Below are 22,373 nucleotides of genomic sequence, written 5' to 3'. Positions count from 1 at the left end.
TGATCGCGGCGATTTCCCGGAGCGCATGACAGCGCCGCGCGTCCTAAAAGACGCGGCATGCTGCCGTGCTCGGATATGTCGCGCCGCTGCGCTTACTGCAGCGTGCGCGTCTGAACCTGCTCGGCGGCGTGAGGCGCGGATGCGGGCAGCGGGCTGCCTTCAAGGCCGGTTGCCACGACCGAGACGCGGAACTTGCCGTCGAGGCTGCGGTCGAAGATCGCGCCGACGACGATATCGGCGTCTTCCTGCACTTCGTCACGAATGCGGCTTGCCGCCTCGTCCACTTCGAACAGCGTCATATCCGAACCGCCGGAGATCGAGATCAGTACACCCCTGGCGCCGCGCATCGAGATATCGTCGAGAAGCGGGTTGGCAATCGCCGCTTCCGCCGCCTTCATCGCGCGGCTTTCACCGGAGGCTTCGCCAGTGCCCATCATGGCGCGGCCCATGCCTGCCATGACCGACTTCACGTCGGCGAAATCGAGGTTGATCAGGCCTTCCTTGACGATCAGGTCGGTAATGCAGCCGACGCCCGCATAGAGCACGCGGTCGGCCGTCATGAAGGCATCGGCGAACGTCGTTTTTGCATCAGCAATGCGGAAGAGGTTCTGATTGGGAATGACGATGACCGTATCGGCCGCCTGGCGAAGCGCCTCGATGCCGATTTCCGCCATCCGCATCCGGCGGTTGCCTTCGAAGGTAAAGGGCTTGGTGACGACGCCGACCGTCAGGATGCCGGCGGCACGCGCAGCGCGGGCGATGACAGGTGCAGCACCCGTGCCCGTTCCGCCGCCCATGCCGGCGGTGACGAAGCACATGTGCGAGCCGGCCAGGTGATCCATGATCTCATCGAGCGACTCTTCGGCCGCCGCATGGCCGACCTCAGGCAGCGAACCGGCGCCGAGACCCTCCGTCACATTCGCGCCAAGCTGGATGCGGCGCGTCGCCTTGGAGGTGGCCAGCACCTGAGCATCCGTGTTTGCGGCGACGAATTCGACGCCCGCCAGCTTTTCCGCGATCATATTGTTGATCGCATTGCCACCACCGCCACCGACGCCAATGACTGTAATATGCGGCCGTAGTCCCGAAATGCCGCTCTTGGCGTCCGTCATCGCGCTCTCCTTTGATGCTTCGTTCATGCCCACCCTCGTTTGCGGACGGCGAATCGTGCGTAAGGATACGCGAGCAACAAGGCAGAGGCGAGGCGAAAGACGTCTCGGCGAGAGCGGTTATCAGGAAGGGGGCTTGGTGCGGCATTCAGGGAGGGAGCATTAAGCCGGGAGCTGAGAATTACGCTTCAGGGTCACCGTAAACTCTGTTGCGACGCCGATCGAGCGCGATGAGCAACCAAAAAGTCAGCAGAGCGTAAAAGAGGACCATGCGATAGATCGACTTCCCTCAGTTTGCCGGCAGCCGTCGCTCTTGACTCAGCGGATCCTCGGCCTTGAGCCGAGGATCCGCTGCACCGGCTGCAGATACTCGGGACAAGCCCGAGCATGACGAAAAAGGAGTTCGCTAGGGAAACGCGTCAATGACGTTTTGATACACAATATAGAAGTGTTCGCCAACTTTGCTGACGTTGAAGGGCCAGTCCGAACCAGGATAGAGATTGACGCATTCTTTCTTTTCCGAGCACAATTTTTGGGTTCGCTGTTGCCAGGCGGCGGATTGCTCGCCGCTGGGCAAGGCAATCTCATCACTCTCATCATACACAAGCGTCGTGGATGTTATCGCCTTGAACATACTGTCCAATGCAAATGTCCTGAACCGCGGCTCACCGCTCGCCACACCGGTTCGTTCGATCTCTGCCAGATACGCTTGCTTGTTCAAAGCAAATCGAACGCTGTCGGGCGTTATGCCGGTAGCAGCAACGATGTAAATAATGACTAGCCACGGAAGGGGCGTGATCAAGAGCGACACCACACGCCACCAGCGCCGCCGCGCCAAGTTGATGCAGATGGAACCGGCGATCGCGATCACGGTCAGCGCGAGAGTGATAAGGCCGATGATCCACCAGTCCCATTTGGGGGCCAGCCACCATAGCCAATTTTGCGCCAGGTACGGCAAATACCAGATTGCATATGTCCACGTAAACTTGTCATCATGTTTTTCCGACTCTGCCACGTTTAGCTACCGGTCATTTATTGATTCCCTGATCAACAATAACACGCAGGAGAGATGGCGATTTGAAGAAGAGGGCGTGGCACTGATGACCTATCTGAAACACGACCAGTTGATCGCGGTCGCGATGCTGGTCACAACGACATATCTGCGTAAGGGCCGAAGCCGCTGAATGCGAGCAGGAAACCTTCGAAGAGGCGGGATATGTCGTCTGTACTGTGGACGCTGACAAAGCCGACCCCTTTGCGGAACGTTGGCCACATGAAGTTCTGGATGTCGCGGATCGGGTTATCGGCTTACAGCCTTCTTACATGCCCCACGAACTTCCAGCATTACTGGCGGATATAGCTGAAGCGGCCCCGGTCCTCCGAAGCACGATCGCTTGGCGCCGCCTCCACAGGCTTGTCACGGGTTGAGCTCATCTGAACGAATGATGCCATTGGTTAGCTTGTCGTCATCACGCAGGACCAGCCCCACCACCACAGGCAAACACAGCACACACCGCAAGCCCGCCGCCCCATTCGCCTCCAGCACCAGCGACCCGCCATACAATCCCGCCAGTTCGCTCACGATACTCAGCCCAAACCCATTGCCCGGCACATGTTCGTCCTCCCGCACACCCGGCAGCAGCACAGCAGCGAGGCGGTCCGGTGGTATCCCAAGCCCATCGTCTTCGATCACGATGCGGGCGGTTGGGCCGTCGCGGTGGGCGCGGACGGTAACGTGTGAGGCGGCCCATTTGAAGGCGTTGTCGATCAGGTTTCCGAGCATTTCCTCGACATCGCTTTCGTCGCAGGCGACGCGCAGGCCCTTTGATATATCGGTGTGGAAGGCGATGCTGCGCTCGGCATGGATTTGGCCGATCGCCCGGTGGAGATCGGCGACCGATGCCGCCAGGTCGGTGCTGGCGACATTGTCTGATGAGGCCATCACGCGGCGGGCGGCGGCGAGGTGGTGTTTGATCCGGTTGTCGATGCGGGCGGCGAGGCTGCGCAATGCGCCCTGCGCATCGTTTTTCTCGTCGAGCGCCAGCAGCAGGCTCGCCACCGGCGTCTTGAGGCCATGGGCGAGATTGGCGAACTGCATGCGGGTTGCGGCAAGCCTCTCTTCATTGGCCGCCAGAAGTGCATTGGTCTTCGCCGAGAGCGGCGCAAGTTCCTTGGTCGCCTCATCGGGCAGGCGGGCGCGTTCTCCCCGGTTGATGGCATCGATATTGGCCGCCATGGATTTCAGCGGCCTGAGACCAAAGCGGATCTGCCAGAGCGTGCCCGCCATCAGCACGAGCCCTAATAGCAGCATGCAGGGCACCAGCCAGAAGAGCGCGCGGAGCGTCGGGCCGACGAGGGCGATCATCGGCGCCGTCGCGGTGATCGTCAGCGTCATGCCGTCAATGCTGCGCACTGCCTGGCGCAGGTAGAGCGGCCCTCTTCCTCGATCACCGCCCCTGCCTGATGTCGGCATGCCCATCAGCACATGGCGCAGGTCCTGCCGTGGCGGCGGTGCGTCTATCGTGCCGTTCATCAGGGAGCGGGAGGTCAGGCGTTGCTGCCCATCGTCGATCTGCCAGTACCAGCCGGAGGAGGGGCGATCGAAGGGCGGCGCGTCGAGCGGCGCGGACAAGGTGATCCTGCCTTGTGCGTCGCGCGTCACCGCGGCGGCCAGGGCGCCGATCTGGATGTCCAACCGCTGGTCGACCTGCTCGCGCACGACAGTCTTCAGCGCCAGCCACAGCACGATGGCGGCGACAACGAGGGCGAGTGTCACGAAGATGCCGGAGAACATCAGCAGTCGGCCGGCGATCGACTTCGGCTTGAGGGAGGGGGCCTTCATGGCGCCACTGCCGCCGTCAGCATATAGCCGCGGCCGCGCACCGTCTCGATACGGCCACGCATCGTCTCGATGCGTTCACCCCCGAGCTTCTTGCGCAGGCGAGCGATGATGACTTCGATGGAATTGGAGTCGACTTCGGCATCGCCGTCATAGACGCGCTCGGTGAGTTCGCGCCGGTCGACGATCATCTCCTTGCGCAGCATCAGGCAGGAGAGCACCCGCCACTCCAGCGCCGTCAGCTTCAGCGGCAGGCCGTCGAGCTCGAAGGTGCCGAGCTGGGCGTCGAAGACCAACGCGCCGCAGACGAGCCGCGAGGCGGCGTGACCGGATGCCCGGCGCACCAAAGCGCGCAGGCGCAGCACCAGTTCTTCCACCTTGAAGGGTTTGGCAAGGAAATCGTCGGCGCCGGCCTTGAAGCTCGAGACCTTGTCCGGCCAGCCATCGCGCGCCGTCAGCACCAGAACCGGCAGGTTGCGGTCGCCCTCGCGCCAGCCCTTCAGCACGCCGACGCCATCGATCTTCGGCAGGCCGAGGTCGAGGATCGCGACATCGAAGAGTTCGGTCAGGCCCGCATGGAGAGCATCCTCGCCGTTGCGCGCGATATCGACGACGAAATTTTCCGATCGCAGCACGGCGGCGATCCGGCCGCTCAGATCTTCGTCATCTTCGACGAGCAGTACGCGCATGGGGCAGGGCTTTCATCGCAGGGCGTCTCAGGGGACGGGCCAAAACTATCGGGCCGAGCTTAACTCAATCTGAACGGAGAGGTTCAGGCAGGCGAGGGGGTGTGGCGGCTAGATTGCGGCCATTACTGAAGCAAGGAGAAGATATATGCCGAACGAAGACCAGAACAACGCGCATCCCGAAGGTGCTGCCACGCCCGTGCCGCCAGAACACCGCCGGCGCCGGCTGGCGATCCCGGTGATCGCTGCCGCCGTGGCGCTTGTTATCGGGGCTGCCGGGGGCGCGAGCGCCGTGAAGATGATGCGTCCCATGCCCGAAATGGCGCCGCTGATGCCGGTGGCGATTTCGGCCATGCCGGCCACCAGCCTCGTCACCATCAAGGGCAAGGTTGCCGAGATCTACGGCAACAAATTCGTGCTGCAGGACGAGAGCGGCAGGGCGCTTGTTGAAACCGGCCGAGCCGGCGAGGGTGGGGATCTTGTCGCGAAGGATGAAGCCGTCACCGTGCAGGGACGCTTCGACGATGGCTTCGTGCATGCGAGCTACCTTGTTCGTCAGGATGGGCGAACCGAAGCGCTTCGTCCGCCGAAAGGTCCTCCGCACAGACGATTTGCCGATTTCGATCACAGGCCGTGACGGGCGTGAACTAAAGCCGCGCTGCGGTGTTTACAGACACGCCTCCTAACTCCGAAAGGAACGCTTCCATGCAACGACTTCTCCTATCAGGCCTTGCCCTTGCGGCACTGGCCGGCACCGCCTTCGCCCAACAGCCGCCCGCTCCGCCATCCGCCGGGACTCCACCGGCAGCGGCGGAAGCCGGCTCGCCACCTCCGCCGCCGTCTCCGTCCACTCCTGATGACGATGAGCAGATGACGGACCGGCCGGATGCGCGGCCGGGAGATCGCCCTGATTACCGCTGGCATGGTCGGAGAGGCGACATGGGCTTCCGCGGCGACAGGGGCTTCCGTCGGCATCGCCCGCTCCCTCCGCCGCACTCCAAGGCAGCCCATTTCCGGATCGAGGATGGGAACACCCAGATCGACCTGAAATGCGCCGAGGACGAGCCGATGAAGGTCTGCGCCGATCTGCTGCTCCAGGTGATGGACCGCCTGCAGGGGCAGGATTGATCATCCGCGCCTGAGGCGGGTGCCACACGATCATGCAACCACCCACGTTTTCTCGCGGGTGGTTTTGCGGGTTTCTCGGGGCCGTGACACCGCCGTCGAAGTCAATCGCCGCCCGTAGACCTCAAGGAATGATGCTGCCGCTCGAATTGGTCGATCCCTCACCATGGGACTTTACGGTCGGCGACTGAGGGACGTCGGTCACGGCGTGACGCGGGCTGCCGATGTTTCCGAGTAGCGGTCGCCGTGGACCTCGATGCCTGAGAAGACCGCGTCGATCTCGGCCAGTTCTTCCGATGTGAAGGCGATGTCGGCGGCGGCGATGTTTTCTTCCAGCCGGTGCAGCTTGGTGGTGCCGGGAATGGGAACGATCCAGGGCTTGCGGGCCATGAGCCAGGCGATGGCGATCTGGGCCGCGGTCGCGTTCCTGCGAGCGGCGATCGCATCGATCGCATCGACCACCGGCTGGTTTGCCTTGCGGTTTTCGGCCGAAAGGCGCGGATTGGTCTTGCGGTGGTCGTTGCCGCCTTCGAAACTGGTGTTCTCGTCCATCTTGCCGGTGAGGAAGCCGCGGCCGAGCGGGCTATACGGCACAAAACCGATACCGAGCTCTTCGACGACGGGCAGGATTTCCCGTTCCGGGTTGCGCCACCACAGCGAATATTCGCTTTGCAACACGGTGACCGGCTGGACCGCATGGGCGCGGCGGATGGCTTCGACACCCGCTTCGGAGAGGCCGAGATGCAGCACTTTGCCGGCGTCGATCAGATCCTTCACCGTGCCTGCCACCTCTTCGATCGGTACGGCAGGGTCAACCCGATGCTGGTAGAAGATATCGATGCGATCGGTGCGAAGCCGCTTGAGGGCTTCTTCGACGACCACACGGATGCGTTCGGGCCGACTATCCAGGCCGACTTCCGGCCGGCCATCCTTGAAGCCGAATTTCGTCGCGATCACTACCTCATCACGGATGGGAGCCAGCGCCTCGCCGACGAGATCCTCGTTGGTAAAAGGCCCGTAGGCTTCGGCAGTGTCGAAGAAGGTGACACCCCGGTCGTGGGCCGCCCGCAGGAGCGCGACGGCATCACCACGCTCCATCGCCGGCCCGCGATGGTAGTTTAGCCCCATGCAGCCGAAGCCGATCGCCGATACGTCAGGGCCTCTTTGGCCGAGCTTGCGTTTGATCATTTGAAGTCCTCCTTCCCAAGTTTGATCCCAAGATAGGGCAAAGTCCGGCGGCGATTAGCCGGGGATATCGGCATGAACTTATGAGGTCCGTTCATGAATTTCCCGGCTCGCTCGGAGAGGTCGAACCGGGATCGGGTAAGAGGATCCCGGCAGTGTCTGCCGCTTGTGCCAGAAGCTGAGGGGCTTGCGTTACGAAGCCAGGCGAAACGTGCCGCTGCGCATAGCCTCGATCACCGTGCGCAACGTGTCTTCCCTGTCGTGCCCCTCCGTGGAGACGACATGTTGCTCGAACGGGCCAAGTGACGAGAATTGCTGATGGAGCTCCGCAATAGGGTCGGGATCGGTCAGCGTGTCGCCGCCACGCTCGCGGCAGCGCCGGATGGCGACATCGAGCGGCGGGCGCAGAACCACGTAGTGGAGCGGTGCCGCGATTTTCCGGAACGGTTCCAGGAACCACGGCCCGACGATGCCGTCGACGACGACGAAGTAGCCGCCGCCGGCATAGCCTGTCGCCGCCTTCGTCAACACGTCGACGACAACGATATTCTGTTCATGCGCTTCGGGCAGATAGGGTGGGATCACGCCGTTCTTGATGAAGTGCCAGAAGTCGTCGCAATGAAGATGGACCTTCGGCGAGCCGGGCTCGCGGGCGAGCGCCTCGGCCGTCGTGGTTTTTCCGGAGCCCGGCGGCCCAGTGAGAATGAGAACTTCGCCCGTGTGATCCATCGCGCGGCATTTTCGCACGAAGCGGCATCGTTTCGCAATTAGCCGATAGGGGGTCGGTAATAGCCCGGCATGATCCCTTTCGTTCTGAAGAAGCCGCCGAAGCGGCAGCTACTCTGGCAGTCCCGCCATCCTGAGAGCCTCGATATATCGATTGCGATCGTCCGGTCGCCGGAATGGTGGCAGCACGGCGGCGAGATTGGAAAGTCGGAGCGCGGGATCCATCAGGCACAGGCGAGCGATCGTTTCGCGGGCTTGGGCAAGCCGCTCGGCCATGGCGAAGCTCGCTGCCATCACGCGCATCGCGCTCGGGTAGTTCGGCTGGTGCCGTAGCGATTTTCCCGCCCAGGCGGCAGCATCGTCATAGTGGCCGGCGCAAAAATGCGCGAGACCGATGTTGAACTGCCAGGCAAACAGGCGCGGATCCAAAGGGCTGAGACGCATGGCAAGTGTAGCGTGTTCAACGGCCTTATCAGGTTCGCCCAAGCAGGCCTTCACCCAGCTGCTGACGCCGAGCGCAGCCGCCAGATTCGGGTTGAGGAAGAGTGCGCGATCAATGCAGGCCGCACTGTCATCGAGGTCGCCGCCGACATAACCGATAACATATCCGCCGTAGGTGAGCGCAACCGCATCGTCCCAGCCGAGTTCGACCGCTCTCCGGGCCAGCCGGGTCGCTTCGGCCGTCTCGTCTGCGGGATTGAGCATCCAGCCATTGCTCTTTCGTGTGGCGTAGCAGCGTGCCGCCCGGGCATGGGCTATGGCGAATTCCGGGTCACGCTCGATCGCCTCCCTGAAAAGCCGCAGGGCCTCGTCGATGACTGATCGGTTGGTGACCGTCCGGTCGAAGGCCGCCAGGCCGCGGAGATAATAGTCGTAAGCGTCGAGGCTCTCGGTCGGCTTGCGTTTGGCACGCTCGATCTCGGCTTCCTCCACTTTCGGCGTTATGGCGCCGACGATGCTCGAGGCGACCTGATCCTGAAGATCGAAGACATTCGCCAGGGTTCCGTCAAAACGATCGGCCCAGAGGTGCGCACCCGTCGACGTGTCGATGAGCTGGCCGGCAATACGCAGGCGGTCACCCGTGCGGCGCACGCTTCCTTCGACCACATAGCGGACGTCCAGCTCGCGCCCGACCTGCTTTATATCGACCGCCTGACCTTTGTAGGTGAAGCTCGAATTCCGGGCGATGACGTAGAGATGGCGGAATTGAGCAAGCGCGATGGTGATGTCCTCGACGATGCCGTCGGCAAAATATTCCTGCTCCGCGTCGCCGCTCAAATTCTGAAATGGCAGGACCGCAACCGATGGCCGATCGTGTTGTTTCGTCGGGGCTGGGAAGACCTGCGACTGCGAGGCGACGTCGAGGCCGGGCGCCGTCCGCCGATGCTCCGGTCCCTGCCGCGATTGCAGCGAAGCGGCCAGGGAGGAGGTCTCTGCCTCGGGTTCTGCCTGAAGATGCTTCTTCAAGAGTGCCCGGCAGGCTTCGTATTGGCGCAAGGCCGCGTTCTCGTGACCCCTGAGAGCGTGGATCCGCATCAACGCCCGATGGGCGGCCTCCACGGTCGGGTCCACAGCGAGCAGCCTTTCGGCCAGTCCTTCGCAGGCCGATTCTTCCGCGGTGCCTGGCTCGGAAAGCGCTTGGCTCAGCCGCTCCACCAGTTGCAGCGCCTTGCGTTGATATGTGCTCCGATACGGGCCGAACCACTCGTCCAATTCGTCCGGAATGGCCTCGCCTGCCAGCACCTCGCCACGGTAGAGATCGGCGGCAAGGGCGAGATCGGCCGTCCGGCCGGCCTCCAGTTTACGGTCGAAGATCGAAATGTCGGTTTCATCAGGACCTGTTATCAGCGCGACGGTCTCCTGATCCCCGTCGATGTAGACGGCGGCATCCCCGCCAGCCGGAAACGATCGTCTGATATCGACCAGCGCCTGGCGCAGGCTGTTGCGGGCCTGCTCATTGCTTCGTCCTGGCCAGAAAGCTTCGGAAAGCAGTTCCCTGCGATGGCCGCGGCGGCCACCGAGCACGAGGGCAGCAAAGAGAAGCGACGTCTTGCGTGTGGTGAAGCGAACCTGCCGATGCTCCGGCGAAGTCACTTCGAGGCCACCCATCAACCTGATGCGCACAGATTGTCCCCCAGATTTCGACTGCCGCCGCAGAATAGCATCTCGGCAAAGACATTTAACACCGATTTAGCGGCGGCTTGTCGAAGTTTTCCTGGCCGTTCACGCTGAACCGAACAGCCGGAATACGCCCGCGTGTCAGGCTCCCACTTGCAAATCTCACAAATGGGAGACTGAAAATGGCTCACACGGAAACTCACATCGGCATCAGTGCGCCGAAAGGACAGTTGTTCGGGTTCAGGCCGAACAGCGTGGCAATCATCGTCGCTGCCCTGAGGAAGTGGCAGCGGAGCGTCGCAAGACGGAAGGCATTGGCAGATCTGACGCCCGACCAGTTGAGGGACATCGGTTATCCCCGGGATGACATCGGCCATCCCCAAGTCAATCGACCTGTGCTCGAAATCAAAGCAGGGCTGATGACGAAGTTGATGTCGATGCGATAGTCGGAATGTTCGACTGCGCGGACGTGTCGGCTGATGTCGAGCGGCCGGAAAGAGCTCACGGCGGCCGGCATTCGCAGTATATCCGGGGATTCGTCTGTTTTTCCGCTGCCGGGATTCGACTATAATGGGACGCTGGAACGATAGCGAGGGCACGGCATGATCGATCATATCACCATCGCAGTGGGTGACCTGCAGAAGAGCAAGCAGTTCTATGAACGCGCTTTCGAACCCCTCGGTTATCGCCTCTCCTTCGGGAAGGAGGGCGTGTTCTGGGCCTTCGATGTCGGCGGCAGCCTGTTCGAGATCCAGCACACCGACGACAAGCCGCCTCTGACGCGTTTGCACGTTGCCTTCCGGGTTCGGAGCAGGGCGGAGGTCGAGGCGTTTTATCGGGCCGCGCTCGAAGCAGGCGCCCGGGACAATGGCGCGCCCGGCCCGCGGCCGGAATATGAAGAGAACTATTATGCCTGCTTCGTTCTCGACCCCGACGGATATAATATCGAAGCGATGCTCAATGAGCCGGTGCCGCAAGGGTGAGCGCAGGGCTCCGCCCAAAGAATGCAATCGAGGGGGAGGTGGATATGTCGAGTTTCAGGAATGCCGTCGTCTCTTTGCCCGGCAAAGAGCGCGTGGCGAAGACGCCCTTCGGCGCGAGGATTGTCATCCATGCCACGGCCGCCGAGACCGGCGGCGCGTTCGGGATGTGGGAAACCTTCACGCCGCCGGGTCATGGTCCGGCCCCGCACACGCACACCCGGGAGACGGAAGTCTTTCGGGTCATTCGCGGTCTCTATCGATTCCAATGCGGCGACGAGGCGTTCGACGCGCCTGTAGGAACCGTTGTCGTTCTGCCGCCACATGTACCGCACGGTTGGCGAAACATAGGCGACGAACCCGGCCAGATGTTCGGCACGGTCACGCCAGGCGGCTGCGAGCAATTGTTCATCGATATCGAGGCTTTTGGTGCCGATACGCCTGAGAAAATCGCGGTGATCGAAGCGCGACTGGGGATCATTAACGACATCACGCTGGCCCTGGGATTGACAGGCCCGCAACCGCGCTGACCGATCATCACGATGTCAATCGGGTCTGTCTATTGTCGGCGCGATCGCTTTCGCGGCACGGCACTCTCTCAAGAGTCCTGTCGCTTGGAAATATCCGTATGTCCTAACCGCGCTGCGTCCATGTCACCGACGCGCGCATATGGTCTTGAGGAGGCACATTTGATGCTTACGATTGGCTCGATTGTCTGGGGTGTAAGGGATGTTGCGCGCGCCATCGAGTTCTGGTGCGCGGCCTTGAATTATAAACCTTTGCGAGAGCCGTCGGAAGATTGGGCCATTCTTGTCCCGGTCACGGGCGAAGGACAGCAGATGGCGATCACGATCGTTTCATCCGACCCCACCACCCACTAGCGCCATCATCTCGATCTCTATGCATCCGATCAGCAAGCCGAGGTCGAGCGGCTGTTGTCTCTTGGAGCGCAGCGTGTGGATTGGCGCTATCCCGAAGGCGCGGACTATATCGTTCTGGCTGATCCGGACGGCAACACGTTCTGCGTCGTTCAGAAGGAGATGGAACAAACCGGCGTCGCCAATCCATCCACTTGATCCTTCCAACCTGCTCGCAGTCGGAGACCGCCTCGTCCTTCGAGGCCCTATGGGCGCCTCAGGATGAGGCTCTCTTGGGCGCCGAAGGTGCGGGAAAAGGCGCGCGGCGCTGGAGGACGTAATGCCGAAGCGATTTTCAGGAGGAACAGCCCGTCAATGATTGGCGGGGCTTTTTGCTGTCTGGCGGCAGGCGAGTTCAGATGACCTGGCCGCCGGAGACTTCGATGCGCTGGGCAGTGATCCAGCGGTTGTCGTCGCCGAGCAGGCTTGCGATCATCGGGCCGATATCGTCGGGCACGCCGACGCGGCCAAGCGCGATCATGCCGGCGAACTGGCTGTTGAGGTCGGGCATGTCGCGGACGGCGCCGCCGAGGAAATCGGTTTCGATGGCGCCGGGCGCGACGGTGTTGACCGTAATGCCGCGGCTGCCGAGTTCCTTGGCGAGGTAGACGGTGAGGATCTCGATTGCGCCCTTGGCGGCCGAATAGGCGGAGAAGCCGGGATAGGAAACGCGGGTGAGGCCGGAGGAAAAGTTGACGATGCGGCCGCCATCGGCAAGCAGCGGCAGCAGCGCCTGGGTGAGGAAGAACACGCCCTTGACATGGACGTCGAACAGCGCGTCGAACTGCGCCTCGGTGGTCTCGGCAAACATCGCCATTTCGCCGTGGCCGGCATTGTTGACGAGGTGGTCGAAGCTGTCGCGCCGGAACTTGTCGCGGAGCGCCTTACGGACCTGATCGGCGAAGGCGGGGAAGGTTGCGACATTGCCGACATCGAGCGGCAGGGCGACAGCCTTGCGGCCCATAGCTTCGATTTCGCCGACCACGGCTTCGGCCTCGGCCTTGCGGCTGCGGTAGGTCAGGATGACATCGCCGCCATGGCGGGCGATGCTGACAGCCGTGTTGCGGCCGAGGCCGCGGCTGGCGCCGGTGACGATTGCAATCTTGCTCATTTCGAAACTCCTTCGTGGTGTGTTGATGCGACGATCGGAAAAAGCGGGCGAGGCCCGTTGCCCGAAGCGCCTGACATTTTGCCTATTCCGCCGAATCCGGTGCCGGCATGGGAGATTTCAGTCATCGAAGACCTCCTTGCGTTCGGCGATCCGCTGCGATCAGGCGTCTCGTCTCTCTGACGGCGTGACTATCCCAGAGGGAAGGCGGGCGGTGTTGCCGGAATCGCTAGGGATATTGCCTAAACCTCCAATTTCGGCTTAGGGTAGCTCGACTGCAGGAGAGGCCAGGGCATGACAGAGACGCTATTGGAAGCCGTTCGCCGCTACACCGAGACCCATGCCGATCTCTCCGGCCTGGTGCGCACGCCGATTCCAGGCCTTGCCACCATCCGCGCGACGATGCCGAGCGATATGCAATATGCGATCTCCAAGCCGCTGGTGGCGCTTGTCGTGCAGGGCGCCAAGCGCGTGACGATGGGCGATGACGTGTTCGATTTCAGCGCTGGGGACTCGCTGCTGATCACGGCCGATGTGCCGACGGTGAGCGAGATCACCGCGGCAAGCGTCGGCCGGCCCTATTACTCGCTGGTGCTAGACCTCGACCCGGCGCTGATCGCCGAGCTCAGCGTCGAGATGAAGCTCGCGCGGGTGGCCGATGGCGCGCCGGTGCGCGTCGAGCCGACCGATGCGGAGGTGGCGGATGCGGCGCTGCGGCTGATGCGCCTGCTCGACCGCCCGGCCTCGGTGCCGGTGCTGCAGGCGCAGCTGGTGCGCGAGATGCATTACTGGCTGCTTGCCGGCCGCCATGGCTCGGCGATCCGCCGGCTCGGTTGGCCGGATGGCCATGTGCGGCGCGTGGCGCGGGCGGTGGCAGTGCTGCGCGCCGAGTTCGCCGAGACCGTGCCGGTGGAGAGGCTGGCTGCGGTGGCAGGCATGAGCCCATCCTCTTTCCACCAGCATTTTCGCGCCGTCACTTCGCTCTCACCCTTGCAATTCCAGAAGCAGCTGCGGCTGATCGAGGCGCGGCGGCTGATGCTTTCCGAAGGTGTCCCGGCCAGCCACGCCGCCTTTGCCGTCGGCTATGAGAGCGTGCCGCAGTTCACCCGGGAATACGGCCGCATGTTCGGCCTGTCGCCGGTCAGGGACATGAAGGCGGCGCGCGACCGGGGGCCGGTGGCGGCTTAGAGCGGCATCCACCAACAGCCCTCATCCTGAGGCGTGTAGCCCGTAGGGCGGAGCTTCGAAGGGCACGCCGCAACGCTGCTCCCTGCATCCATCTGGCGCCGGCGCACCCGCCTCGTCCTTCGAGGCGCTGCCGCTCATCGGTCCGGTACACCCTCAATCCCGCGCCGTCGGATATTCGATTGCACTCGTGGCGTATTGGCGATGACATGCCAGGCTATCTGGCGAGCGCCAGTATCAATGTGTGCGTCTCAATCATCGGAATGTGCATTGCGGCTGTAGCCCAAACGGCAACCGAGAACATTACCGCCGCAATCCTGATTCCGACTGGCCTCATTATTTTCTCCGGTCGATCCGATATCGCGAGATTTCGGTATATTCAGACGTGCAGCGACACGATCCCTTCGGGGCACCTCAGGATGAGCCTCTCTTGGACGCCGTCGCCCGCCAGGCCGCCGGTGGGGTGGCGAAGGCGCGGGAGAAGGCGCGGTTGAAGGCGGCTTCGGTGGCATAGCCGGCGTCATAGGCGATCGCCGCGATCGGCTGACCCGATGTGGCGAGCGCGACGCTTGCGAGATAGAGCCGCCAGTCGCGGATATAGCGGATCGGCGATGTCGAGAGCATCGTCTGAAAGCGATCAGCGAGGGCGCTTCGCGACATTCCCGATGCCGCAGCCAATTGCTCCAGCGACCAGTCACGTTTGGGATCGTCGTGAATGAGGGAGAGGCAGCGCGACAGCGCCGGGTCGGCAAGCGCTGCCAGCCAGCCGACCGAGCTTGGCTCGGCCATCATGATCTGGTGGCGCAGGATCTCGATGAAGATGATTTCCGTCAGCCGCGGCAGCATCGAGACGCCACCGGCACGCGGCCGGTCGACCTCCTCGACCATCTGGCGGATGGTGGTGCGCAGCCAGTCGCCGTCATTGGCGGCCCGCGTTCTGACATGGATCAGTCTGGGCAGGGCCCGCCGAAGCGGCGCAAAGCTCAGCCCATCCCACTGCAGATAGCCGCAGAGCAGCCGCACGCCTTGTGTCTCGTCGCCGTAGCGCAGCACGGGAATCTCACGCCATGGCTTCTGTGGCAGGTCGCGGGTCGGGAGCACCAGCTTGCCGTCTCTTCCCGCGCCGAGCTGATGTCCGGTGCCGAAGGGAAAGACCAGCACGTCGCCGGCCTCGAGATCGGTCTCTTCGTCTTCCACTTTCAGCCAGCAGCGGCCGGCCACAACGATGTGAAACGGCATCGTGCCCGATGCCTTTGCCGAAAGATTTGCAAGCGACGGCGCGGCATCGGTCTGCCAGTCGCCCGTCGGCATGAAGCAGAATTGCAGCGATCCCGAAAGGCGGATCGTCGAAAGCAGCGCCGACAGCACGTCGTCGCGCGCGACACCCGCAGCGTCTGGATTTTCGGACAAGGCTTCACGCATTCCGGCCAAATACGCGCGCCGCGCGCCCTCCTATCATCAGTGCGTTCAAACCCACTGAAGGAGAATACTATGCAAACGGCAACCGACAAACTGGTCGTGCTCGTCACCAAGGGCATCGAATCCGAATTGTCCTCCGTCGCCTTCACCATCGCCAATGGCGGCATCACCGCCGGGCTGAAAGTCTCGGTTTTCCTTACCAGCACCGGGATCGACCTGGTGCGCAAGGGTGGCCAGCAGATGACGCATGTGCCGCCGCTCGATCCGCTCGCGAGCCTGATCGAGAATTTCCAGCAGCGCGGCGGCACGATCTGGGCCTGCCCGCCCTGTGTCACCTCGCGCGGTTACACGCAGGAGGACATGCTCGACGGCGTCGTCATCGTCGGCGCCAGCGCCATGCATGCTGAGATCAAGGAAGGTGCGGCGACGCTGTCGTTTTAATCACGCACGCGCCGGGCGGAAGCTATTCTTGCGCTCGGAGATATACTTGTGAGAGTGTAACCTAATACATGCGATGCTGCATGATACGGGCGCGCAGGGGCTTCGATGACATCCGTGAGGGTCAATGAACTGATATCGGTGGCGGGCCAGCCCAATGCCGCGGACTTTGCCGATTTCGCGGCGCGCGGCTTTGCCGGCGTCATCAATGCCCGGCCGGATGGCGAGGAGCCGGATCAGCCCGGCAATGCTGCGGAAAAGGCGGCGGCCGCCGCCGCCGGGCTTTCCTACGGCTTCGTGCCGGTGAAGGGGTCCGAGGTCACCGAGGCCGATATCCGCGCCTTCCAGGCAGCGATGACGCAAGCGAAGGGGCCGGTCGTTGCCCATTGCAAGAGTGGCACTCGGGCGCTGACGCTTTATGCGCTGGGCGAGGTACTCGACGGGCGGATGCAGCCCGGCGACGTCGGGGCTTTCGGTCAAAGCCTCGGCTTCGATCTTGCTGGCGCGCGACATTTTCTGGAGAAACGGGCGAGGCAGGCACCTCATGTGACGGCCTTCTTCGAGCCCCGCACCTGCAGTGTGCAATATGTCGTTTCCGACCCGGAGACGAAACGCTGTGCCATCATCGACCCGGTGCTCGATTTCGACGAGATGTCGGGGGCGACGGGGACGGTCAATGCCGATGCCATCCTTGCTCACATCGAAAGCGAAGGGCTGACGGTCGAGTGGATCCTCGACACCCATCCGCATGCCGATCATTTCTCCGCCGCGCATTATCTGCATGAGAGGACCGGCGCGCCGACCGCAATCGGCAGTCATGTCACCGACGTCCAAAAGCTCTGGAAGGAGATCTATAACTGGCCGGCGCTTGAAACCGACGGCTCGCAATGGGACCGGCTTTTTGCCGATGGCGACACCTTCGAGATCGGTGCGCTTAAAGCCCGCGTGATGTTTTCGCCGGGCCATACGCTTGCCTCGATTACCTATCTGATCGGCGACGCCGCCTTCGTGCACGATACGGTGTTCACGCCGGATTCGGGCACGGCGCGCACGGATTTCCCGGGCGGCAGCGCTAAGGCTCTCTGGCACTCGATCCAAGCGATCCTGTCGCTGCCCGAGGAAACTCGTCTGTTTTCCGGCCACGACTACCAGCCCGGCGGCCGCCACCCGCGCTGGGAAAGTACGGTCGCCGCCCAGAAACGCGCCAACCCGCATATATCAGGCATCGACGAGGCAGGCTTCGTGGCGCTGCGGCAGGCGCGCGACCGCACGCTGCCGAAGCCGAAGCTTATGCTGCACGCGCTGCAGGTGAATATCCGCGGCGGGCGGCTGCCCGAGCCGGAGGGAAATGGCAGGCGGTATTTGAAGATTCCGCTGGATGCGTTGTAGGGCGGCCGGTGCTGGCAACCGCCGCATCGTTCAAAGCGCGTTTTCTATATCGGTCCTAACGAAGTCGTCCCCCACGAATAGCAGCCGGCATCCATGTTCCCTAGCTACCTCATAGGCGAAGCAGTCGCCGAAGTTCAGGCTGGCGGGATGGGCGCCTTTGCCCCAGGTGCGGTAGGCTTCGGCGATGCGGCGGGCGGAGGCAGGGGTGATGGCGACGATTTCGAAGCCGAGGCCGTCGATCAGTTGTTCCATCTCATCGCCGACGTTGCGACGGGCCGAGACGATCAAGGCTTCGGCGACCGTGCCGGCGGAGATCAGGAGATCATCCTCGGCTTCGAGGACGGCAATCAGGGCATCGGCTTGTGGTTCGCCAAGGACGATCGCCATCAGGGCGGAGGTGTCGACGGCGATCATTCGGGCAGGCCGTCATCGCTATAGAGGAAATCCTGGCTGCGTGCGGCCGGCGGCCCATCTGCGGCTTTGGCAATGGCGGAGGCCCGCACCGCTTCCATGAGCGTCCGGCGGGATTTCCGATCGGGCGCTGCCCTCATCGGAACCAGTTTCACGGCGGCATGACCGTGCCGGGTGAGAATGACCTCGTCCCCGGCTTCGGCACGCCGGACCAGTTCGGTCAATTGCCCCTTGGCATCCGTCACAGACACTCGCATCGTTCGCACTCCCCAGGACCAGTGCAACCCAGTTTCTTCTGGAAAATTAGACCATTCGCTGGACCATATCAACGGATAATTTTCGCAAGTCCCGCTGGCGCGGGGACAGTTCGCGCACCGAACTGCGGCATGAAGCCATGCAAGCGTCGTCAGCATGGTGGGTTCGATCGGCTTCGTCGGCCTCGTCCATCCCCCATGCCGCCCGCTTCCTCGTCGGACCGGCGCATAGGCGGCTGCTGCCGGCAACGGCGCTCGGCGGCGCGATCTACATGGTCGGCGCCGATATCATTTCGCGCATCATCATCCCGCAGCAGATCCTGCCGATCGGGGTCGTCACCGCGCTCTTCGGCGCACCGGCCTTCGCCGTCATCCTCTATCGTGTGCGGGGGAAGGCATGAGCATCAGCATCGACGAGGTGAGCTTTGCCGCCGGTAATATCGCTATCGTCAACGGCGTCAGCCTGACGGTGGCAAAGGGCAAGGTGCTCGGTCTGCTCGGGCCGAACGGTTCCGGCAAATCGAGCCTTCTCAGATTGATCTGTCGGCTGCGCAGGGTTCGCAGCGGCATCATCCGGCTGGGTGAGGACGACATTTCCTCGCTACCGCGCGCAGCCCTTGCGCGTCGCGTCGCCTTCGTCGAGCAGCAGTCGACGACCGATACGCAATTGACCGTGCGCGAAGTGGTGCGGCTCGGCCGCACGCCGCATCGCGGGCTGTTGTCGTCCTGGGGTGCCGGAGACGACGCCGCCGTCGACGAGGCCCTGTCGCGGGTGGGCATGCAGGAGAGGGCGGGCCAACTCTGGCAGATGCTGTCGGGCGGCGAGCGTCAGCGCGTCCATATTGCCAGATCGCTGGCGCAGGCGCCGAGCGAACTGCTACTCGACGAGCCGACCAACCATCTCGATATCCAGCATCAGCTCGACATTCTCTCGCTGATCTCGAAGCTCGGCATCACCTGCATCGTCGCGCTGCACGATCTTAATCTGGCGGCGATGTTCTGCGACAGGCTGGCGGTGCTTCAGAAAGGCGAGATCGTTGCCTCCGGTGCGCCCGAGGTTGTGCTGACCGAGGATACGGCCGGGTCTTCGGCGTTCGCGCCCATGTCCAGAAATCGGCGTGCACGGCCGGCATCATATCCAATACGTCATGGATTGATGGATGCCCGGGAATTTCGATCTCATGGAGGAGATCGGCGATTATTGGTCGAGACGGCCGGAGACCTTCGACCTCGCTTTTCGGCCATAGGATCGCCAGGGGTCACGAGGCCGGCGCTGTCTTGGACCCCTTTCTCTTCATGCATGCCGTCCTGCCAAAACCGCTGGGCATTTTCCGGCGACATGCATGATCTAAAGCGGCGGAAACCGCATTGCCTCTCGCAGCAGCTCGATGGCCTCTGAGACCGAAGGCCCTCTGATCGGCGGCGGCTCTGCGCGTTCGCAGAACTCGCGCCAGACAAACAGCGTCAGTTCTGCGCCATCCGTTGCAGTTTCCCCCGGTCCTTCTGCAAAATTCTCGAGCAGGCGATATCGAGCGTCCTTCCAGAACAACTCCTCCACCCAGTCATATATCGGGATCACATGGAAGTGGATCGGATAACTGGGCATGTGCCCGTACCGGCCGATATAGACGCGCTGAGCATTCAATTGCCGTTTCAGCGTGCTCTGAGCCCTTGCAAGCAACGGGCCGAATTCGGCCAAAGCGTCTTCGGGCAGATCCGACAGATCGTTGGTGTCGGTCTTGGAACTGATCATGAGGTAACCGGGAAGGGCGGAGTTCATGCGGTGGTTCACAAGCCATCCGGCCGTCTCGACAACGTGAAAGTGCTGAGGGATCTCCACGGACTGCCTCTTATCCTGATGCACCCTTCAGGGGCTTCGATGAATTCAACTAGAGACCGGTATCTTGGCGTGGTGCGAAAGGACGCTGTAACACATTGGATTGCTGCATCATTTTATTCTTAAATCCTCTCCGATTTAAGGTATGGGTTGAGATAGCAGCCGGCAACGGTTATTTGGTGCCGACCTGCAAGCGGACTCTCCGCGAACGACAAGGCGCATAGCTCCCATGATCCCCGATTTCCTCGTCACCCATTCCGGTGGCTTTCATGCCGATGAATTGCTGTCGAGCGTCATCCTGACCCGGCTTTTCCCGCAGGCGCGTATCGTTCGCAGCCGGGCGCCGGAGTGGATCACGCCGGGCGAAGACCGGATCATCTACGATGTCGGCGGAGCTTATGACCCCGCTGCCGGGATATTCGATCACCACCAGCGCGGCGCGCCGTTGCGCGACGATGGCCAGCCCTACAGCTCGTTCGGGCTGATCTGGAAGCATTACGGCCGTGACTATCTCGCAGCCTCCGACCTTCCCGAAGCGCATGTCGAGGCGATGCATGGCTCTTTCGACGCCGGCTTCGTGCTGCCGATCGATCTGACTGATAATGGCGCGCTCAGCCCATCCGGGCCGCTGGCCGGGCTGACGCTGCCGGTGCTGCTGGAAACCCTGAAACCGGTTTTCGACGAAGCGGACCCTGAGGCCGACGATCGTGCCTTCCACGCGGCCCTTGCCATTGCCCGCAGTTTCGTCGAGGCCAGGATCGCCCAGAGTGCCGCAAAATTGCGGGCCGAAGCGATCGTGCATCGGGCAATCGAGGCCGCGGGGCAGGGGCGTGTTCTGGAATTGCCGAGGGGCATGCCCTTCCGTCCCGCCATCGTCAAGGCGGGTGCCGATCACCTGCTGTTCGTCGTTCACCCGCGTGAAAAGGATTGGTGCGTGACCGGCATTCGCCGCGCCGAGGAAGGGTTCGAGCTCAGGGCCGACCTGCCGGCGGCCTGGGCCGGGCTCACCAATGGTGCACTGGAGGCGGTGTGCGGCATAGAGGGTGCAAGCTTCTGCCACAACGGCCGCTTCATCGCCGCCGCCAGGACCCGCGAGGCTGCTCTCGCCATGGCCGAGCTGGCGGTAAAGGAGGCGCTTTCGATCGGGGCGCAGCCAAATGGCGGCAGCTGAGGTCGCATGGTCATCAGTCCGATATTGAATAATATTCCCCCACCTTCGCCGTCTGCGCAAATCTGCGGGCGTCCTACGGTGCGAGATCGACATGGTGGACGCCGTGCGGCAGCGGCACGCGGCCGAGCCGCTTAAGCGCCGGCCGGTCGCCTTTTGCGACGCGGAAGACTTCGAGCCCCGGGCCGGCCTCGGGCCCGGCCCCGTCATGGCCCTGGAACACGGTGGCGAGGAAGTGGTCTCCTGTCCGATCGAAGGCGCCGCCTTCCGGCAGGGAACCCTCGAAGGGATAGTCGGCGAGCCTGGCGATGGCGCCGGTTGCCGGATCAAAACTCAGAAGCGTGACGCTGGCGTCGCGGTGGAAGCGGGCAGAGCCCGGCGGGAAGGCTGTGCCGCGCATATTGACGGTGGCGACGAGCTGGCCGTCCGGACTGATGGCGATGCCCTCGGAGGAGAGGCCGGTCTCGGCACCGCCGAGGAGATCGTGGCGAGCCGATTGTGGCGATGTAGCGGGATCGGCGAGCCTGATGACGCTGATCGTCGATGGTGTCTGCGGAATACGGCCCTCCAGGTTCTTGGCGGTGAAGTTCCGGCCCCAGTTGGCGGTGAGATAATGGCGCCCGTCGGGTGTGAAACGGCCGACGAAGGGATCGGCGCCAACCTCCACGACATTGCCCCATGGGCGCAGAATGGGCGCGTCGTTGGCTCCGGTGACCTCGAAGAAGGCGACCCGGTTTTGCGTGTTGATATTGACTGCCAGGAAGCGGCCTGAGGGATGCCAGTGGACGTTGGTCGAGGTCACGCCGCCGCGCGGGGCCGGCTCGGATCCTCTCACCCCGAGGTCGGCGAGGTCGAACCGGGCGAGGCGGCTGAAGCGGCCATCGCGATAGGCGACGATCTGGACGAAGCTCGCCTCCGGCGTGTTGGAAACGACGGCGACGCTCTCTCCATCCGGGCTGAGGGACAAGGCCTCGGGGAAGGCTTCGATCTCCACCGTGTCGGAGAGGCGGAGTGCCGCGTCATCCGAAAGGTCGACTGCGAAGAGCCGCCGGCCCGGCGGCAGGTCGCTGATTCTGTTGCCGCCCTTTGGACGTTCGCCCAGCCTTTCAGTGACGAAGGCGGTTTGCCCGTCTTCGCTGAGGGCTAGGATTTCAGGCGCCGAGGTCACCGAATTGGAGACCGGTATCGAACCGGTGACGATCTTCTCCCCGACTGGTGACATGATCGTCAGCAGATCGCGATAGCCGGCATTTCGCGGCGCAAGCTCGGCGGTGCCGTAAGTCCGGGCGAGAAAATCACCGTCGGAGATGACGGCGATCCGGCTCGCAGAGATGCGGCGGAGAATCTCGGGCGCTGCTTGCGCGCCCTCGGCAGCCTGCATGCTCTGGGGCGCGGCGAGGCTGAAGGCGATGGCGAGCGTCGCGGCGGTGAGGATTGATCCGTTCATGATCCTGCTCCCTTGTTGGCGGTCCTTTGAAA

Annotated in this window: 24 protein-coding genes and 2 pseudogenes; 13 read left to right on the top strand and 13 right to left on the bottom strand. The window is 62.9% G+C overall.

Going from position 1 to position 22,373, the window contains the following annotated elements:
* Window positions 1-92 precede the first annotated feature (92 nt).
* The 4 genes from ftsZ to RlegSU303_RS14065 all read right to left on the bottom strand — a co-directional run bounded on the left by ftsZ (window position 93) and on the right by RlegSU303_RS14065 (window position 4,637).
* A complete protein-coding gene (gene ftsZ, locus RlegSU303_RS14080) occupies window positions 93-1,112 on the bottom strand; it encodes a cell division protein FtsZ (protein WP_131719147.1) in 1,020 nt (339 codons plus the stop codon).
* Between the two features lie 403 nt (window positions 1,113-1,515).
* Window positions 1,516-2,124, bottom strand: coding sequence for a hypothetical protein (locus RlegSU303_RS14075; RefSeq protein ID WP_131719066.1), 609 nt, complete (start codon window positions 2,122-2,124; stop codon window positions 1,516-1,518).
* A 402-nt stretch (window positions 2,125-2,526) separates the two neighbouring features.
* On the bottom strand, window positions 2,527-3,951 hold the full coding sequence (locus tag RlegSU303_RS14070) for a sensor histidine kinase (RefSeq protein ID WP_131719065.1): 1,425 nt from the start codon (window positions 3,949-3,951) through the stop codon (window positions 2,527-2,529).
* Window positions 3,948-4,637: a response regulator transcription factor gene (locus RlegSU303_RS14065; protein ID WP_131719064.1), complete on the bottom strand. Its 690-nt coding sequence runs from the start codon at window positions 4,635-4,637 to the stop codon at window positions 3,948-3,950. The genes RlegSU303_RS14070 and RlegSU303_RS14065 overlap by 4 nt, the downstream gene beginning before the upstream one ends.
* Before the next feature lie 145 nt (window positions 4,638-4,782).
* Between RlegSU303_RS14065 and RlegSU303_RS14060 the strand changes: the two genes are divergently transcribed.
* Together RlegSU303_RS14060 and RlegSU303_RS14055 are read left to right on the top strand one after the other, a co-directional pair.
* The gene (locus RlegSU303_RS14060; RefSeq protein WP_131719063.1) at window positions 4,783-5,271 is read left to right on the top strand and encodes a hypothetical protein; all 489 of its coding nucleotides are present in this window, start codon (window positions 4,783-4,785) and stop codon (window positions 5,269-5,271) included.
* A gap of 68 nt (window positions 5,272-5,339) precedes the next feature.
* Window positions 5,340-5,762 (top strand): hypothetical protein, encoded by a 423-nt coding sequence (locus RlegSU303_RS14055; protein WP_131719062.1) that lies wholly within the window; start codon window positions 5,340-5,342, stop codon window positions 5,760-5,762.
* A gap of 198 nt (window positions 5,763-5,960) precedes the next feature.
* On the opposite strand, the gene RlegSU303_RS14050 is transcribed toward RlegSU303_RS14055, so the two are convergent.
* The 3 genes from RlegSU303_RS14050 to RlegSU303_RS14040 form a co-directional block, all read right to left on the bottom strand.
* Complete coding sequence (locus RlegSU303_RS14050; RefSeq protein ID WP_131719061.1) at window positions 5,961-6,947, bottom strand: aldo/keto reductase; 987 nt, start codon at window positions 6,945-6,947, stop codon at window positions 5,961-5,963.
* A gap of 189 nt (window positions 6,948-7,136) precedes the next feature.
* A complete protein-coding gene (locus RlegSU303_RS14045; protein WP_131719060.1) occupies window positions 7,137-7,673 on the bottom strand; it encodes an ATP-binding protein in 537 nt (178 codons plus the stop codon).
* Window positions 7,674-7,781: 108 nt separating this feature from the next.
* A complete protein-coding gene (locus RlegSU303_RS14040) occupies window positions 7,782-9,794 on the bottom strand; it encodes a BTAD domain-containing putative transcriptional regulator (RefSeq protein ID WP_131719059.1) in 2,013 nt (670 codons plus the stop codon).
* A gap of 176 nt (window positions 9,795-9,970) precedes the next feature.
* On the opposite strand from RlegSU303_RS14040, the gene RlegSU303_RS34370 reads away from it, so the two are divergent.
* The 5 genes from RlegSU303_RS34370 (at window position 9,971) to RlegSU303_RS14010 (ending at window position 11,844) form a co-directional block, all read left to right on the top strand.
* Window positions 9,971-10,234, top strand: a complete 264-nt coding sequence (locus RlegSU303_RS34370; protein ID WP_131719058.1) for a DUF1127 domain-containing protein — start codon at window positions 9,971-9,973, stop codon at window positions 10,232-10,234.
* Between the two features lie 156 nt (window positions 10,235-10,390).
* Complete coding sequence (locus RlegSU303_RS14025; protein WP_131719057.1) at window positions 10,391-10,771, top strand: VOC family protein; 381 nt, start codon at window positions 10,391-10,393, stop codon at window positions 10,769-10,771.
* Between the two features lie 44 nt (window positions 10,772-10,815).
* Window positions 10,816-11,298, top strand: a complete 483-nt coding sequence (locus tag RlegSU303_RS14020) for a cupin domain-containing protein (protein WP_205928056.1) — start codon at window positions 10,816-10,818, stop codon at window positions 11,296-11,298.
* Between the two features lie 162 nt (window positions 11,299-11,460).
* Window positions 11,461-11,649 (top strand): VOC family protein, encoded by a 189-nt coding sequence (locus RlegSU303_RS14015; RefSeq protein WP_231283196.1) that lies wholly within the window; start codon window positions 11,461-11,463, stop codon window positions 11,647-11,649.
* Window positions 11,650-11,703: 54 nt separating this feature from the next.
* Window positions 11,704-11,844 carry a VOC family protein gene (locus tag RlegSU303_RS14010; RefSeq protein ID WP_231283195.1) on the top strand — a complete coding sequence of 47 codons (141 nt, stop codon included), beginning with the start codon at window positions 11,704-11,706 and terminating at the stop codon, window positions 11,842-11,844.
* A gap of 196 nt (window positions 11,845-12,040) precedes the next feature.
* Here RlegSU303_RS14010 and RlegSU303_RS14005 read toward each other — a convergent pair whose 3' ends face one another.
* A complete protein-coding gene (locus tag RlegSU303_RS14005) occupies window positions 12,041-12,796 on the bottom strand; it encodes an SDR family NAD(P)-dependent oxidoreductase (RefSeq protein ID WP_131719055.1) in 756 nt (251 codons plus the stop codon).
* A 291-nt stretch (window positions 12,797-13,087) separates the two neighbouring features.
* Between RlegSU303_RS14005 and RlegSU303_RS14000 the strand changes: the two genes are divergently transcribed.
* A complete protein-coding gene (locus RlegSU303_RS14000; RefSeq protein ID WP_131719054.1) occupies window positions 13,088-13,981 on the top strand; it encodes an AraC family transcriptional regulator in 894 nt (297 codons plus the stop codon).
* Window positions 13,982-14,392: 411 nt separating this feature from the next.
* Here the strand turns inward: RlegSU303_RS14000 and RlegSU303_RS13995 are convergent, their stop codons facing one another.
* Window positions 14,393-15,400: an AraC family transcriptional regulator gene (locus RlegSU303_RS13995; RefSeq protein WP_017961037.1), complete on the bottom strand. Its 1,008-nt coding sequence runs from the start codon at window positions 15,398-15,400 to the stop codon at window positions 14,393-14,395.
* Between the two features lie 69 nt (window positions 15,401-15,469).
* Here RlegSU303_RS13995 and RlegSU303_RS13990 point away from each other — a divergent pair, with 69 nt between their 5' ends.
* Both RlegSU303_RS13990 and blh read left to right on the top strand, forming a co-directional pair.
* Window positions 15,470-15,838 carry a DsrE family protein gene (locus RlegSU303_RS13990; protein WP_094085636.1) on the top strand — a complete coding sequence of 123 codons (369 nt, stop codon included), beginning with the start codon at window positions 15,470-15,472 and terminating at the stop codon, window positions 15,836-15,838.
* Window positions 15,839-15,943: 105 nt separating this feature from the next.
* Window positions 15,944-17,224, top strand: coding sequence for a bifunctional sulfur transferase/dioxygenase Blh (blh, locus tag RlegSU303_RS13985; RefSeq protein WP_131719053.1), 1,281 nt, complete (start codon window positions 15,944-15,946; stop codon window positions 17,222-17,224).
* Between the two features lie 30 nt (window positions 17,225-17,254).
* On the opposite strand, the gene RlegSU303_RS13980 is transcribed toward blh, so the two are convergent.
* Together RlegSU303_RS13980 and RlegSU303_RS13975 are read right to left on the bottom strand one after the other, a co-directional pair.
* Window positions 17,255-17,638 carry a type II toxin-antitoxin system VapC family toxin gene (locus RlegSU303_RS13980; protein ID WP_017961034.1) on the bottom strand — a complete coding sequence of 128 codons (384 nt, stop codon included), beginning with the start codon at window positions 17,636-17,638 and terminating at the stop codon, window positions 17,255-17,257.
* Window positions 17,635-17,892 carry a type II toxin-antitoxin system Phd/YefM family antitoxin gene (locus RlegSU303_RS13975; RefSeq protein ID WP_017961033.1) on the bottom strand — a complete coding sequence of 86 codons (258 nt, stop codon included), beginning with the start codon at window positions 17,890-17,892 and terminating at the stop codon, window positions 17,635-17,637. Before RlegSU303_RS13975 ends, RlegSU303_RS13980 begins: the two co-directional genes overlap by 4 nt.
* A 139-nt stretch (window positions 17,893-18,031) precedes the next feature.
* On the opposite strand from RlegSU303_RS13975, the pseudogene RlegSU303_RS13970 reads away from it, so the two are divergent.
* Window positions 18,032-18,290, top strand: a pseudogene (locus RlegSU303_RS13970) (iron chelate uptake ABC transporter family permease subunit); the annotation flags it as partial.
* Window positions 18,287-19,046: pseudogene (locus RlegSU303_RS13965) on the top strand (ABC transporter ATP-binding protein). The pseudogenes RlegSU303_RS13970 and RlegSU303_RS13965, both read left to right, overlap by 4 nt.
* A gap of 191 nt (window positions 19,047-19,237) precedes the next feature.
* Here RlegSU303_RS13965 and RlegSU303_RS13960 read toward each other — a convergent pair.
* Window positions 19,238-19,729, bottom strand: a complete 492-nt coding sequence (locus tag RlegSU303_RS13960; protein WP_077978599.1) for an HIT family protein — start codon at window positions 19,727-19,729, stop codon at window positions 19,238-19,240.
* Window positions 19,730-19,955: 226 nt separating this feature from the next.
* On the opposite strand from RlegSU303_RS13960, the gene RlegSU303_RS13955 reads away from it, so the two are divergent.
* Window positions 19,956-20,897, top strand: coding sequence for an MYG1 family protein (locus RlegSU303_RS13955; protein ID WP_017961029.1), 942 nt, complete (start codon window positions 19,956-19,958; stop codon window positions 20,895-20,897).
* Window positions 20,898-20,970: 73 nt separating this feature from the next.
* Here the strand turns inward: RlegSU303_RS13955 and RlegSU303_RS13950 are convergent, their stop codons facing one another.
* On the bottom strand, window positions 20,971-22,341 hold the full coding sequence (locus tag RlegSU303_RS13950) for a lactonase family protein (protein ID WP_017961028.1): 1,371 nt from the start codon (window positions 22,339-22,341) through the stop codon (window positions 20,971-20,973).
* Window positions 22,342-22,373: the final 32 nt, after the last annotated feature.

Source organism: Rhizobium sp. SU303 (assembly GCF_021052345.1).
Lineage (GTDB): Bacteria > Pseudomonadota > Alphaproteobacteria > Rhizobiales > Rhizobiaceae > Rhizobium > Rhizobium laguerreae.
The sequence above is the reverse complement of the archived record's forward strand: the minus strand, read 5'-3'. Positions and strand labels throughout refer to the sequence as shown.